Origin of the sequence: Streptomyces odontomachi (genome assembly GCF_024435355.1) — a bacterium.
Classification (GTDB): domain Bacteria; phylum Actinomycetota; class Actinomycetes; order Streptomycetales; family Streptomycetaceae; genus Streptomyces; species Streptomyces odontomachi.
Map to the genome: position 1 here is coordinate 1 of NZ_JAMJWG010000057.1, position 12970 is coordinate 12970.

11 protein-coding genes and 1 pseudogene are annotated in these 12970 nt (G+C 70.5%); 7 read left to right on the top strand and 5 right to left on the bottom strand.

Translation table 11 applies throughout. From position 1 onward, the window contains the following. The first annotated feature begins 709 nt into the window (after positions 1–709). From NQO67_RS43125 to moaA, 3 genes are all read left to right on the top strand, one after another. Positions 710–1117, top strand: a complete 408-nt coding sequence (locus tag NQO67_RS43125) for a DUF485 domain-containing protein (protein ID WP_255956125.1) — start codon at positions 710–712, stop codon at positions 1115–1117. Beyond that, positions 1114–2763: a monocarboxylic acid transporter gene (locus NQO67_RS43130; RefSeq protein WP_255956126.1), complete on the top strand. Its 1650-nt coding sequence runs from the start codon at positions 1114–1116 to the stop codon at positions 2761–2763. Before NQO67_RS43125 ends, NQO67_RS43130 begins: the two co-directional genes overlap by 4 nt. Positions 2764–3008: 245 nt before the next feature. After that, a complete protein-coding gene (gene moaA, locus NQO67_RS43135; protein WP_305126984.1) occupies positions 3009–4103 on the top strand; it encodes a GTP 3',8-cyclase MoaA in 1095 nt (364 codons plus the stop codon). A gap of 153 nt (positions 4104–4256) precedes the next feature. Here the strand turns inward: moaA and NQO67_RS43140 are convergent. Continuing rightward, a pseudogene (locus NQO67_RS43140) lies at positions 4257–4466 on the bottom strand (hypothetical protein); the annotation flags it as partial. A 198-nt stretch (positions 4467–4664) separates the two neighbouring features. Further along, positions 4665–5096: a DUF3099 domain-containing protein gene (locus tag NQO67_RS43145; protein WP_374119311.1), complete on the bottom strand. Its 432-nt coding sequence runs from the start codon at positions 5094–5096 to the stop codon at positions 4665–4667. Between the two features lie 389 nt (positions 5097–5485). On the opposite strand from NQO67_RS43145, the gene NQO67_RS43150 reads away from it, so the two are divergent. Then, complete coding sequence (locus NQO67_RS43150; protein ID WP_255956129.1) at positions 5486–5785, top strand: GlsB/YeaQ/YmgE family stress response membrane protein; 300 nt, start codon at positions 5486–5488, stop codon at positions 5783–5785. 76 nt (positions 5786–5861) lie between these two features. Here the strand turns inward: NQO67_RS43150 and tyrS are convergent, their stop codons facing one another. The 3 genes from tyrS to NQO67_RS43165 form a co-directional block, all read right to left on the bottom strand. Further along, positions 5862–7130, bottom strand: a complete 1269-nt coding sequence (gene tyrS / locus NQO67_RS43155) for a tyrosine--tRNA ligase (RefSeq protein ID WP_255956130.1) — start codon at positions 7128–7130, stop codon at positions 5862–5864. 172 nt (positions 7131–7302) lie between these two features. Then, complete coding sequence (locus NQO67_RS43160; RefSeq protein ID WP_255956132.1) at positions 7303–8715, bottom strand: TldD/PmbA family protein; 1413 nt, start codon at positions 8713–8715, stop codon at positions 7303–7305. Then, a complete protein-coding gene (locus NQO67_RS43165) occupies positions 8712–10247 on the bottom strand; it encodes a TldD/PmbA family protein (protein WP_255956134.1) in 1536 nt (511 codons plus the stop codon). The genes NQO67_RS43160 and NQO67_RS43165 overlap by 4 nt, the downstream gene beginning before the upstream one ends. Before the next feature lie 474 nt (positions 10248–10721). Here NQO67_RS43165 and fabG point away from each other — a divergent pair, with 474 nt between their 5' ends. From fabG to NQO67_RS43180, 3 genes are all read left to right on the top strand, one after another. After that, positions 10722–11426 (top strand): 3-oxoacyl-[acyl-carrier-protein] reductase, encoded by a 705-nt coding sequence (gene fabG, locus NQO67_RS43170; protein WP_255956135.1) that lies wholly within the window; start codon positions 10722–10724, stop codon positions 11424–11426. A 5-nt stretch (positions 11427–11431) separates the two neighbouring features. After that, entirely contained in the window at positions 11432–12199 is a 768-nt protein-coding gene (gene fabI, locus NQO67_RS43175) for an enoyl-ACP reductase FabI (protein ID WP_255956136.1), read from the top strand. 374 nt (positions 12200–12573) lie between these two features. Continuing rightward, a complete protein-coding gene (locus NQO67_RS43180) occupies positions 12574–12939 on the top strand; it encodes a hypothetical protein (RefSeq protein WP_374119312.1) in 366 nt (121 codons plus the stop codon). The last annotated feature ends 31 nt before the right edge of the window (positions 12940–12970 follow it).

Consider the following 12970-nt stretch of genomic DNA (forward strand, 5'->3'; position numbering starts at 1 on the left):
ATGGCGCTGGGCGGGTGCCCCGCCCGCCGGGGTGTCTGCCGCCGCGACGTTCGGCAGGAAGGCCAGAGCGGAGGCCAAGGCCATACCGAGCGGTATCGCCACGGTGCGGCGGGACGGGACCACGGGAGCGGTCATGAGTTCTCCAGTCTGAGCAAGGAAAATCTCCACCTCTCTGAGCAGTACGGTCGCCGTTCCGGCAGGTCCGGGGGCTCGGGCGGCATCGGGGCCGCCCTCCCACCGGCGCCCGGGGACCTGACAGGCGTTCGGCTTCCGGAGCCTCGCGCCGTGACGTCGTCCCCAGGGCGGAACACGGATCCTTCGGACAGATGTGCGCGTGGCTCAGGTGAAGTTATCTCCGGGCCTCACCGGCCGACAACGATTTCCGAAATAAAGGCCGCCGGTTGAACCGACTCCTCAGCGCCGCCGTGCCGTTGAGCAGGAGGGCCACAAGCCCCCCGCGGCCCCACGCCGGATTCCCGGCGCCGAGGACCGCCGACGCATCGACGCCCACCACGGCAGCGACCGCAGCACCCGACCCTCTCCACCCGGAGCCCCTCCGCCCCTTTCCGCCCCGGTTCCACCCCTCGGCCGAGCCCCCGGATGCCGGGAACGCCCCGGCACCGCCACACCCGGCCGGCTGCGCCACCACGACCCGGTACCCCGTACCACCCGTTACCACCCCACACCACCCGTACGACAAGGAGGCCCCATGACCACCGATGTGACGCCACCACCCAAGGAAGACCCGGACGACGGACCCCGCACCTCCGGCACGCCGGACGCCACCGCGGCCGAGCCCGCGCGGCCCGTCGTCGGGGCGTTCACCGAGATGCAGCAGAGCCCGCAGTTCGGGGAGCTGCGCCGGGCCCACCGGTCCTTCGCCTTCCCGCTCACCATCGCGTTCGTCGTCTGGTACCTGCTCTACGTGCTGCTGTCCAACTACGCCGGTGGGTTCATGGGCACCAAGCTCGTCGGCAACATCAACGTCGCCCTGGTGTTCGGGCTCGCCCAGTTCCTGACCACCTTCCTCATCGCCTGGTGGTACGCGCAGCACGCCTCGACGAAGCTCGACCCGAAGGCCGAGGCCATCAAGAAGCGGATGGAGGACGTCGCATGAGCCCCGCCACCACGCTCGCCGCCGCGGGCAGCCACCTCGGCACCCCGCTGGCCGCCGATGTCAGCGACCACCGCACGCTGATCGTCTCGCTGTTCGTCGTCATCGTCCTCGTCACGCTCGGCATCACCATCTGGGCAGGCCGGCAGACCAAGAACGCCGTCGACTTCTACGCGGGCGGCCGCGAGTTCAGCGCCTTCCAGAACGGGCTCGCGGTCTCCGGCGACTACATGTCAGCGGCGTCCTTCCTCGGCATCGCCGGCGCCATCTCGCTCGCCGGCTACGACGGCTTCCTGTACTCCATCGGCTTCCTCGTCGCCTGGCTGGTGGCGCTGCTGCTGGTGGCCGAGCCACTGCGCAACTCCGGCCGCTACACCATGGGCGACGTGCTCGCCTACCGCATGCGCCAGCGTCCGGTACGCACCGCCGCCGGGGTCTCCACCATCGTGGTGTCGATCTTCTATCTGCTGGCCCAGATGGCCGGTGCCGGCGTGCTCGTCTCCCTGCTGCTCGGTATCACCAGTGACAGCGGCAAGATCGGCATCGTCGCGCTGGTCGGCGTGCTCATGATCGTCTACGTCACCATCGGCGGGATGAAGGGCACCACATGGGTGCAGATGGTGAAGGCCGTGCTGCTCATCGGCGGGACCATCCTGATCACGTTCCTGGTGCTGCTGAAGTTCAACTTCAACGTCTCCGACCTGCTCGGCCAGGCGGCTGACAAGAGCGGCAAGGGCTCGGCGTTCCTGGAGCCCGGCCTGAAGTACGGGCTGAGCTCGACGTCCAAGCTGGACTTCATCTCGCTCGGCATCGCCCTGGTCCTGGGTACCGCCGGCCTGCCGCACATCCTCATCCGCTTCTACACGGTGCCCAACGCCAAGGCCGCCCGGAAGTCCGTGAACTGGGCGATCGGCATCATCGGGGCGTTCTACCTGATGACGATCGTGCTCGGCTTCGGCGCTGCGGCACTGGTCGGCCCCGAGGAGATCACCGCGTCCAACCCGGCCGGCAACACCGCGGCGCCGCTGCTCGCCCTGCACGTCGGCGGGACGGACTCGACCTGGGGTGCGATCCTGCTCGCGTTCATCGCCGCGGTCGCCTTCGCCACCATCCTCGCGGTCGTCGCCGGCCTCACCCTGGCGTCGTCCTCGTCGTTCGCGCACGACATCTACGCGAACGTGATGCGCAGGGGACAGGCCTCGGAGAAGGAGGAGGTGCGGGCTGCCCGCGTGGCGACCGTCTTCATCGGCATCGTCTCCATCGCGCTCGGCGCGCTCTCCCGGAACCTGAACGTCGCCGGCCTGGTCGCGCTCGCCTTCGCCGTCGCCGCCTCCGCCAACCTGCCGACGATCCTCTACAGCCTGTTCTGGAAGCGGTTCACCACCCAGGGTGCGCTGTGGTCGATCTACGGCGGTCTGATCACGTCGGTCGTCCTGGTGCTGTTCTCGCCGGTGGTGTCCGGGGGCAAGGCATCCATGTTCACGAGCACCGACTTCCACTGGTTCCCGCTGGAGAACCCGGGCATCATCTCGATCCCGGTCGGCTTCCTGCTCGGCTGGCTCGGCACGCTGCTGTCCAAGGAGGAGCCGGACGCCGCCAAGTACGCGGAGCTGGAGGTGCGCTCGCTCACCGGGACCGGGGCGCACTGACCCGTCCATCCCGTACGCGGGCGTACCCCGCGGTCGTGGGGCGGGCCGGACCGCTCCGGGCAAGGCGCCGTCGGCGCCACGTCCGGGCGGACCGGCCCGCCCCTGCGTGTGACACCGGGCAAGGAACCCCTGCGTGTGGCGCCGGGCAAGGAAGGAGACCAGAGGAGGAGACCAGAACGGAGAGCCCGTCCCCTGAAGTTGTCCGTGGTCTCGCGTAGGCTCACAAGGGACGGATCGGACCAGAGCTGGATCCAGGGAGGGGCCACGTGCTCATCGACACCTACGGCCGAGTCGCCACCGACCTGAGAGTGTCGCTGACGGACCGGTGCAACCTCCGTTGCATGTACTGTATGCCGGAAGAGGGCCTCCAATGGCTGGCCAAGCCGGATCTGCTCACCGACGACGAGATCGTCCGGCTCATCCGGATAGCCGTCACCCGGCTCGGCATCACCGAGATCCGGTTCACCGGCGGCGAGCCCCTGCTCAGGCCCGGCCTGGTCGGCATCGTGGAGCGGGTGGCCGCGCTCACCCCGCGGCCCGTGATGTCCCTGACGACCAACGGCATCGGACTGGCCCGCACCGCCACCGCGCTCAGGGCCGCCGGCCTGGACCGGATCAACGTGTCCCTCGACACCCTGCGCCCCGATGTCTTCAAGACCCTCACCCGCCGGGGGCGCCACCATGACGTGCTGGCCGGTCTCGCCGCCGCGCGTGAAGCGGGCCTGACCCCCGTCAAGGTCAATGCGGTCCTGATGCCGGGGCTGAACGAGGACGAGGCCCCGGACCTCCTGGCCTGGGCCGTCGAGCAGGGCTACGAGCTGCGTTTCATCGAACAGATGCCGCTTGACGCCCAGCACGGCTGGCAGCGCGACGGCATGATCACCGCCGGGGACATCCTGCGCTCGCTGCGGACCCGCTTCGAGCTGACTCCGGAGCCGGCCCGGCAGCGCGGCTCCGCCCCCGCCGAGCGCTGGCTCGTCGACGGCGGGCCGCACCGCGTGGGCGTCATCGCCTCTGTCACCCGCCCCTTCTGCGCTGCCTGTGACCGCACCCGGCTCACGGCCGACGGCCAGGTCCGCACCTGCCTGTTCGCCACCGAGGAGACGGATCTGCGTGCGGCCCTGCGGGGCGAGCACCGTGCGGTGGCGGCGGCGGAGGCGCCCTCGGACGGTGCCGACACCGTCTCGGAAGCAGCGGCCGTCTCGGAGGCAGAGGCCGCGTCGGACGACGAGATCGCGCGGATCTGGCGGCTTGCGATGTGGGGCAAGAAGGCCGGCTCCGGCCTCGACGATCCGTCGTTCCTGCAACCGGAGCGGCCCATGTCGGCCATCGGGGGCTGACCGACCGGCGGCGCGGTCGACGGGGACCGGGGCGTCAGCCGATTCGGTGCGGGGCGTCAGCCAATGGGGTGCGGGGCGTCAGTCGGCGTGGTGCCGCCCGTCCTCGTCTGCGGTCTCGCCGCTCGGTGGAGTCGAAGCGTCCTGTGGCGGCTGCTCTGCGGCCTGCCAGTCGGCGAAGGGCACGACATCCTTGAGGAAGCCGCGAACGCCCAGGAACTTCGACAGGTGCTCGCGATGCTCCTCGCAGGCCAGCCAGGTCTTGCGCCGCTGCGGCGAATGGATCTTCGGGTTGTTCCAGGCGAGTACCCACACCGCCGCGGTGCGGCAGCCCTTCGCGGAACAGATCGGCGTTTCGTCACTCACCAGCACACACTCACCAACGCACAAAAGGCGACGCCGGGCAGCCACGGGGGGAGCTGCCCGGCGTCGGTCCATCGCTCCGACGGGGGATGCGGAGCGCTATCGAAGTATGTCACGCGGGACCCTCTGCCCGGCACCAGAACAGCACGATTCATCTGAGCTTTTCTTGAGGTTCCCGGGCGACTACGGCATCGCCCGAGGTCAGCCGTGGTCCTGGGGGGTTCCCCAGCTGGGATCGGCGGTGCTGCCGGCGGGCCCCGTGGAATCCTTCGCTTCCGAGTCATGGGCTGACGAGGGCGGCGAGGGAACCTCGTCCGTGGGCTCCGGCCGAGTGTGTGCCCCGAGCATCGGACGGGTCGGCGCGGACACGAACGTCGACGGCTTGGACGGCGCGTTCTCCCGGCCCGCGTTGGCGATCACCACCGCGATGTAGGGCAACACGAAACCGAGGACGAGCGCGACGATGGCGACCGGCCGTGCCACGTTCCACAACACCACGGCGAGGATCACCGACACGGTGCGGATGGACATCGAGATCACATAGCGTCGCTGCCGGCCACGGACGTCCTCGTCGAGCCCTTGCCGGGCGCCGGTGATCCGGAAGACCTGGCTCTTGCTCTGCTTCCGCAGCACACCCACCACCTTCCCCAGGGCCTGCGAGAGGCCGAGGGAGACCCTGATGCCCGCCGGACATTGCCCACACGTAGTTACGACGCGGACCCAGGGTCCGTTCACTGCCTACGTTACGCCCGCGTAGACGGCCCGACGACACCCGGCTGCCCGCGTTCCGGACAGCTCAGGCCGAGGCGAGACACCGGGCTCAGACCGCGCGCCGGGACACCGGGCCAGGACCGCGCCGACATGCGGTGCGCTTCCGCTCGACTGAGACTGGTCGCAACGCTCACCTGGCCGCGGGCAGGACAGACGAACAGGCGGATGGACAGACGGATGGACGCCTGTCCGGGCCGTGCATGGCCTCGTGGGGTGCAGCCGCGCGCAGGGAGCCGTACGAGGAGGTAGTCATGGGCTGGCTGTGGGCGATCATCGTCGGTTTTGTGCTGGGCCTGCTGGCCAAGGCGATCCTGCCCGGCAAGCAGCACAGCCCGATCTGGCTGACGACCATCTTCGGCATCCTCGGCGCCATCATCGGCAATTCCCTGGCCGGATCGCTGGGGATCGCCAACACCAGGGGGTTCGACTGGGGGCGGCACATCCTCCAGCTCAGCGCCGCCGTGATCATCGTCGGCATCGGCGACCTGCTGTACCTGGCGATCCGGGGGCGCCGGCGGAGGAGCCAACCGGGCCCCAGGCAGCGCTACTGACGATCCCCTGGGGAGCCGCTGCCGAACGGGTCGGCGCCCCGGTGGTGGCCTCATGGTCACCGGGGCACCGGACACGTCAGCTCGCCACGACCTCCACCGCAGCCAGGTTCTTCTTCCCCCGGCGCAACAGCAGCCACCGGCCGTGCAGCAGGTCGGCGGAGGTGGGGACGTGGTCTTCGGCGGCGACCTTGGTGTTGTTCACGTAGGCGCCGCCTTCCTTGACCGTGCGGCGGGCCGCGGACTTGCTCGGGGCCAGGCCCGTCTCGGCGAGCAGGTCCACCACCGGGCCGAGCTCGGGCACCCGTGCGTGCGGCACCTCGGCGAGGGCCGCCGAGAGGGTCGCCTCGTCCAGCTCGGCGAGATCACCCTGGCCGAACAGCGCGCGGGACGCGGCGATCACCGCGGCACACTGCTCCGGGCCGTGCACCAGCGTCGTCAGCTCCTCGGCCAGCGCCCGCTGCGCGGCACGCGCCTGCGGCCGCTCCTCGGTCTGCTTCTCCAGCTCCACCAGCTCCGCCGGGCTCTGGAAGCTGAGGATGCGCATGTACCGGGAGATGTCGCGGTCGTCCACGTTCAGCCAGAACTGGTAGAAGGCGTACGGCGTGGTCATCTCCGGGTCCAGCCAGATGGCTCCGCCCTCGGTCTTGCCGAACTTGGTGCCGTCCGCCTTGGTCATCAGCGGTGTCGCCAGCGCGTGCGCGGTGGCGCCCGGCTCCAGACGGTGGATGAGGTCGAGCCCCGCGGTGAGGTTGCCCCACTGGTCGCTGCCGCCCTGCTGGAGCACGCAGCCGTACCGCCGGTAGAGCTGGAGGAAGTCCATGCCCTGGAGGATCTGGTAGCTGAACTCCGTGTAGCTGATGCCCTGGTCGGAGTCGAGCCGGCGGGCCACGGAGTCCTTGGTCAGCATCTTGTTGACCCGGAAGTGCTTGCCGATGTCCCGCAGGAACTCGATGGCGGTGAGGTCGGCGGTCCAGTCGAGGTTGTTCACCATGATCGCGGCGTTCTCGCCCTCGAAGGAGAGGAACGGCTCGATCTGGCGGCGCAGCTTCTGCACCCACCCGGCCACGGTCTCCGGAGCGTTCAACGTGCGCTCCGCGGTGGGCCGGGGATCGCCGATCAGGCCGGTGGCCCCGCCCACCAGCGCCAACGGTCGGTGCCCGGCCTGTTGCAGCCGGCGCACCGTGAGCACCTGGACGAGATGGCCCACATGCAGGCTGGGTGCGGTGGGGTCGAAGCCGCAATAGAACGTGACCGGACCGTCCGCGAGCGCCTTGCGCAGTGCATCCTCGTCCGTGGACAGGGCGAACAGGCCCCGCCACTTCAGCTCGTCGACGATGTCCGTCACGGTCGTGTGTCTCCTTAGGTGAAACGGGACGGTCCGCACCGGGCGGCGGAGTGATTCCCCCGTTCAATGAAACATCAAGAGTCGGGCGCGGTCCCGTGGATAAAGCGCGGCCCCGGCCAGTCTATGGGCCCGGCGGACCCACCGGTGCGGGCCAGCCGGACACCGCGGCGGATCAGATGCCCTTGCTGACCGAGCTCATGTTGAAGTCCGGGATGCGCAGTGCCGGCATCGCGGCCCTGGTGAACCAGTCGCCCCACTCACGCGGCAGCGTCTTCTCGGTGCGCCCCGCCTCCACGGCCCGTCCGAGCATGTCCACCGGTGACTCGTTGAACCTGAAATTGTTCACCGCGCCGATGACCTCGCCGTCCTCCACGAGGTAGACGCCGTCCCTGGTCAGGCCGGTGAGCAGCAGGGTCGCGGGGTCGACCTCGCGGATGTACCAGAGGCAGGTCAGCAGCAGGGCGCGCCCGGTGGTGGCGGCGACCATCTCGTCCAGGGACCGGTCGGTGCCGCCGTCCAGCACCAGGTTGTCGATGGGCGGCCTGACCGGCAGCCCGGTCAGGCCCGCGCTGTGCCGGGTGGTCGCCAGATGGGCCAGCTCGCCGCCGCGGATCCAGTCGGTGGCCGACAGCGGCAGGCCGTTGTCGAAGACCGAGGTGTCGTCGTCGGAGGCATGTGCCAGGACGAAGGGTGCCGCCTCCAGGCCCGGCTCGTGCGGGTCGCTGCGCATCGTCAGCGGCAACTGGGCGAGCCGCTCTCCGACGCGGGTGCCGCCGCCCGGCTTGGAGAACACCGTGCGTCCCTCGGCCGCGTCCCGGGCCACCGACGACCACATCTGGTAGACGAGCAGGTCGGCGACGGCGCTCGGCGGCAGCAGGGTCTCGTACCGGCCGGCGGGCAGCTCGACATGGCGCTCGGCCCAACCGAGCCGCTGGGCGAGCTCCGCGTCCATCGCCGCCGGATCGACGTCCTTGAAGTCCCGCGTCGCCCGGCCGGCCCAGGCCGAGCGGGCCAGGTCGGGGGACTTGGCGTTCAGCTCCAGGGTGCCGGTGGGCTGGTCGTGTCGCAGCCGCAGTCCGGTCGAGGTGCCCAGATAGCTCGACACGAGTTCATGGCTGGCGAAACCGTAGAGCCGTCGCCCGCCCGCATGGGCCCGCGCGAAGGACTCGCCGAGCGCCGGTGCGAACTCCTCGAAGACCGCGGAGGAGGTCTCCGCGGGGTCGTCCCTGAAGTGGGGCGATGGCTCGATGCCGGAGACCAGCGGCTGGGCGTCCTCGGCGGGCCCGGCCTTGCGCGCGGCGTCCTCGGCGGCCCGGACCAGCTCTTCGAGGGCGTCCTCGGGCACCGCCGAACGGGTCACCACACCGGACGCGGTGCCCTGGGCGCCGTCCACGGTGGCGATCACCGTGAGCGTACGGCCACGGGTGACACCGTTGGTCGTCAGGACGTTGCCCGCCCAGCGGAGGTTCGCGGTCGACTGCTCGTCCGCGATCACCATGCAGCCGTCGGCGCGGGACAGCTCAAGGGCCCGCTCGACGATCTCGTGCGGCTTGCTCGTGGGCTCGGTGGACGTCGCGGCGCTCATCGGCCGGCCTCCTGCGTCGTGTTGAGGATGTTCACCCCGCGGAACAGGGCCGACGGGCAGCCGTGCGAGACCGCCGCGACCTGGCCGGGCTGGGCCTTGCCGCAGTTGAAGGCGCCGCCCAGGACATAGGTCTGGGGCCCGCCCACCGCGGCCATGGAGCCCCAGAAGTCCGTCGTCGTGGCCTGGTAGGCGACATCACGCAGCTGGCCGGCGAGCCGCCCGTTCTCGATGCGGAAGAAGCGCTGCCCGGTGAACTGGAAGTTGTACCGCTGCATGTCGATCGACCAGGAACGGTCCCCCACCACGTAGATCCCGCGGTCCACCCCACCGATCAGGTCCTCGGTCGACAGGCCGCCCGGATCGGGCTGGAGCGAGACGTTCGCCATGCGCTGCACGGGGACGTGCTCGGGGGAGTCGGCGTAGGCGCAGCCGTTGGAACGCTGGAAGCCGGTGAGCTTTGCGATGCGCCGGTCCAGCTGGTAGCCGACGAGCGTGCCGTCCTTGATCAGGTCCCACGACTGCGCGGCCACGCCCTCGTCGTCGTAGCCGATGGTGGCCAGGCCGTGCTCGGCGGTCCTGTCGCCCGTCACGTTCATGATCTCGGAGCCGTACTTGAGGCTGCCGAGCTGGTCGAACGTGGCGAAGGAGGTGCCGGCGTAGGCGGCCTCGTAGCCCAGGGCGCGGTCCAGCTCGGTGGCGTGCCCGATGGACTCGTGGATCGTCAGCCAGAGGTTGGACGGGTCGACCACCAGGTCGTACGCCCCCGCCTCGACGCTGGGCGCCCGCATCTTCTCGGCCAGCAGCTCCGGGATCTCGGCCAGCTCCCCGTCCCAGTCCCAGCCGGTGCCGGTCAGGTACTCCCACCCGCGCCCCGCCGGGGGCGCCAGCGTCCGCATGGAGTCGAACTCGCCGCTGGAGGTGTCCACCGCGACGGCGGTGAGCTGCGGGTGCAGCCGCACCCGCTGCTGCGTCGTGGTGGTGCCGGCGGTGTCCGCATAGAACTTGTTTTCGTGCACCGTGAGCAGTGAGGCGTCGACATGGCTCACGATCGGGGCACGCAGCAGCCGCTCGCTCCACTCGGCGAGCAGCCCGCCCTTCTCGTCGGCCGGCACCGAGAACGGGTCCTGCCCGTAGGCGGAGACCCAGGTCTTGTCGGCATGCACCGGCTCGTCGGCCAGCGTGACCTCGGCCGAGGGCCCCGCGGCCTCACCGGCCGCCGCGATGACCTGCGCGGACAGCTGCGCCACGGCCACGGCCTGCTCCGCCACGCGGGCGGCCGCCTGCGTCGTCAGGTCGACTCCGGCGGCGAAGCCCCAGGTGCCCTGGTGCACGACCCGCACCGCATAGCCGAGGTCCGTGGTGTCGGAGGAGCCGGCGGGCCTGGCGTCCCGCAGTCGCCAGGATGCACTGCGCACCCGCTCAAGACGGAAGTCGGCGTGCTGCGCGCCCAGCTCACGGGCGCGGGACAGCGCCGCGTCAGCGAGGTTCCGCAAGGGGAGCGCCAGGAACGACTGATCCAACTCATGGGCCACGAGCGGCCTCCTGTTCACACGGCTTCTGGGTGGTGCGTGGTTGTTCGTCGGTGGTGCGATCAGCGGGGTGTGGTGCGTGCCACGCGGAAGTCAATCATGAAGCGCGGATCCGCGCCGGGGCCTGTGGATAACCCTGCGGGGGAGGCCCGCGCAGCGCCCGCCGCACGCATCCACGGGCGCGCAGACGCCATGGATGCGGCATGTCGGCGCCGTGTCAGCGGCCGTGGCTACCGTGGTGCCGTCACCGGCGCTGACACGGCGCCGAACCGGACGCCGACGCGTGGTGGCGGGCGTACAAGCCGCGGCACGACCGTGCGCCCTCTCCGCCACGTCCCGGCGCAGCGGACCGCTCCGTCTTCTGTAGGGATCCAACAGGGACAGTCCTACGCCACTGTGGGGCACGGATTCTTTGCAGGAGTGTCACGACCGATAGGTTTTCTGATGTAACAGACCGCTTAGGGAAAGGGTGATCCGTTGAGCCGCTCGGTTCTCGTCACCGGAGGAAACCGGGGCATCGGCCTCGCCATCGCCACAGCGTTCGCCGAAGCGGGCGACAAGGTCGCCATAACGTACCGCTCGGGTGAGCCGCCCGCGGGCTTCCTCGCGGTGCGGTGCGACATCACCGACACCGAGCAGGTCGAGCAGGCGTACAAGGAGGTCGAGGCCGCGCACGGCCCGGTCGAGGTGCTGGTCGCGAACGCCGGCGTCACCAAGGACCAGCTGCTGATGCGCATGTCCGAGGAGGACTTCACCTCGGTCGTCGAAACCAACCTCACCGGCACGTTCCGGGTCGTCAAGCGCGCCAACCGAGCCATGCTGCGCGCCCGCAAGGGTCGCGTGGTGCTGATCTCCTCCGTGGTCGGGCTGCTCGGCTCGGCGGGCCAGGCGAACTACGCGGCGTCCAAGGCCGGCCTTGTGGGGTTCGCACGGTCCCTCGCCCGTGAGCTGGGCTCGCGGAACATCACGTTCAACGTCGTCGCACCCGGTTTCGTCGACACCGACATGACACGGACGCTCACCGACGAGCAGCGGGCCGGCATCGTCTCCCAGGTGCCCCTCGGCCGCTACGCCCAGCCCTCGGAGATCGCTGCCGCGGTGCGGTTCCTGGCCTCGGACGAGGCGTCGTACATCACTGGAGCCGTCATTCCCGTTGACGGCGGATTGGGCATGGGTCACTGATCACCATGAGCGGAATTCTCGACGGTAAGCGGATCCTGGTCACCGGCGTGCTCAGGGAGTCGTCCATCGCCTTCCACGCCGCGAAGATCGCCCAGGAGCAGGGCGCGGAGATCCTCCTCACCGCGTTCCCACGGCCCTCCCTGACGGAGCGGATCGCCAGGAAGCTGCCGCGGCCGGCCAAGGTCATCGAGCTTGACGTCACCAACGCCGAGCACCTGGGGGGCCTGGAGGACATCGTCCGCGAGGAACTCGGCAGCCTGGACGGCATCGTCCACTCCATCGGGTTCGCGCCGCAGGACGCGCTCGGCGGCAACTTCCTGAACACGCCCTTCGAGTCCGTCGCCACCGCGATGCACGTCTCGGCGTACTCCCTGAAGTCGCTCACCATGGCCTGCCTGAAGCTCATGGAGGACGGCGGCTCCGTGGTCGGCCTCACCTTCGACGCGCGGTTCGCCTGGCCGCAGTACGACTGGATGGGCCCCGCCAAGGCCGCCCTGGAGGCCACCAACCGGTACATGGCCCGGGACCTCGGCAAGCAGAACATCCGCTGCAACCTGGTCGCCGCGGGCCCGATCGGCTCCATGGCGGCGAAGTCGATCCCCGGCTTCGAGGAACTGGCGTCGGTGTGGGACCAGCGCTCCCCCCTGGAGTGGGACATGTCCGACCCGGATCCGGCCGGCCGGGCCATCGTGGCCCTGCTGTCGGACTGGTTCCCCAAGACCACCGGAGAGATCGTCCACGTCGACGGCGGACTGCACGCGATCGGCGCCTGACGGAGCCGCGGCACCAGCATCACGCGTGCATCCCGCGTACACATCGGCACGCCACTGGCCGGCGGCCCATGGCCCGTCCTGCGGGCGCCATGGGCCGCCGGCGGCGTATGCGCGCACCCGCGGACCGCGCACCACAGTTGGTCGCCCGTTCGGCCCGGTTGACCGGGTGCCGGTCAGCACCGGCGCGCATGCTGTGACTAGGCCTGCCGGCGCGCGGTACGGCGCACGCGCACAACGGCGCACCGGTGTCCGCACGCCCCTTGTCCGGGGCGGCCGCGGCAGGCTCCACGGTCCACCGCACGACGGCCGAGGAGGTCGCTCCCGTGCGCCTGCCCCGCCCTCGGTTGCCGCGCCGGTTCCGGTTCCACTGGAGCATGCTCGCCGTGTTCCCGGCCGCTGCCGCGGTGGCCCTGACCCTCATCGTCGTGGACCCGTATGGCGCCGGGCACCCTTCGGACGGTGAGGAGACGCACACGGCTCGCCGCGCGCGCGTGCCGCACGGGCAGCCGACCCGCTTCGGCGCCGACTGCCGAACCCGCACCCAGGGTTCCCAGGCTGTGGCGTACTGCCACAACCCCTATCCGGAGCCCGACCGGGTCCGGCTGCACATCGAGTGCGCCCGCTGGTGGGACATCGACAGCGACGGGCCACCCGTAGAGGCGGGACCCGCCATGACGGTGCGGCTCACCGGGCGGTGCTGGAAGGAGATCGGGTCGGTGTGGGTCAGCCACCAGCCCTGACCGCGTCAGTCCCCGGGGCCGGCCGCGGCCG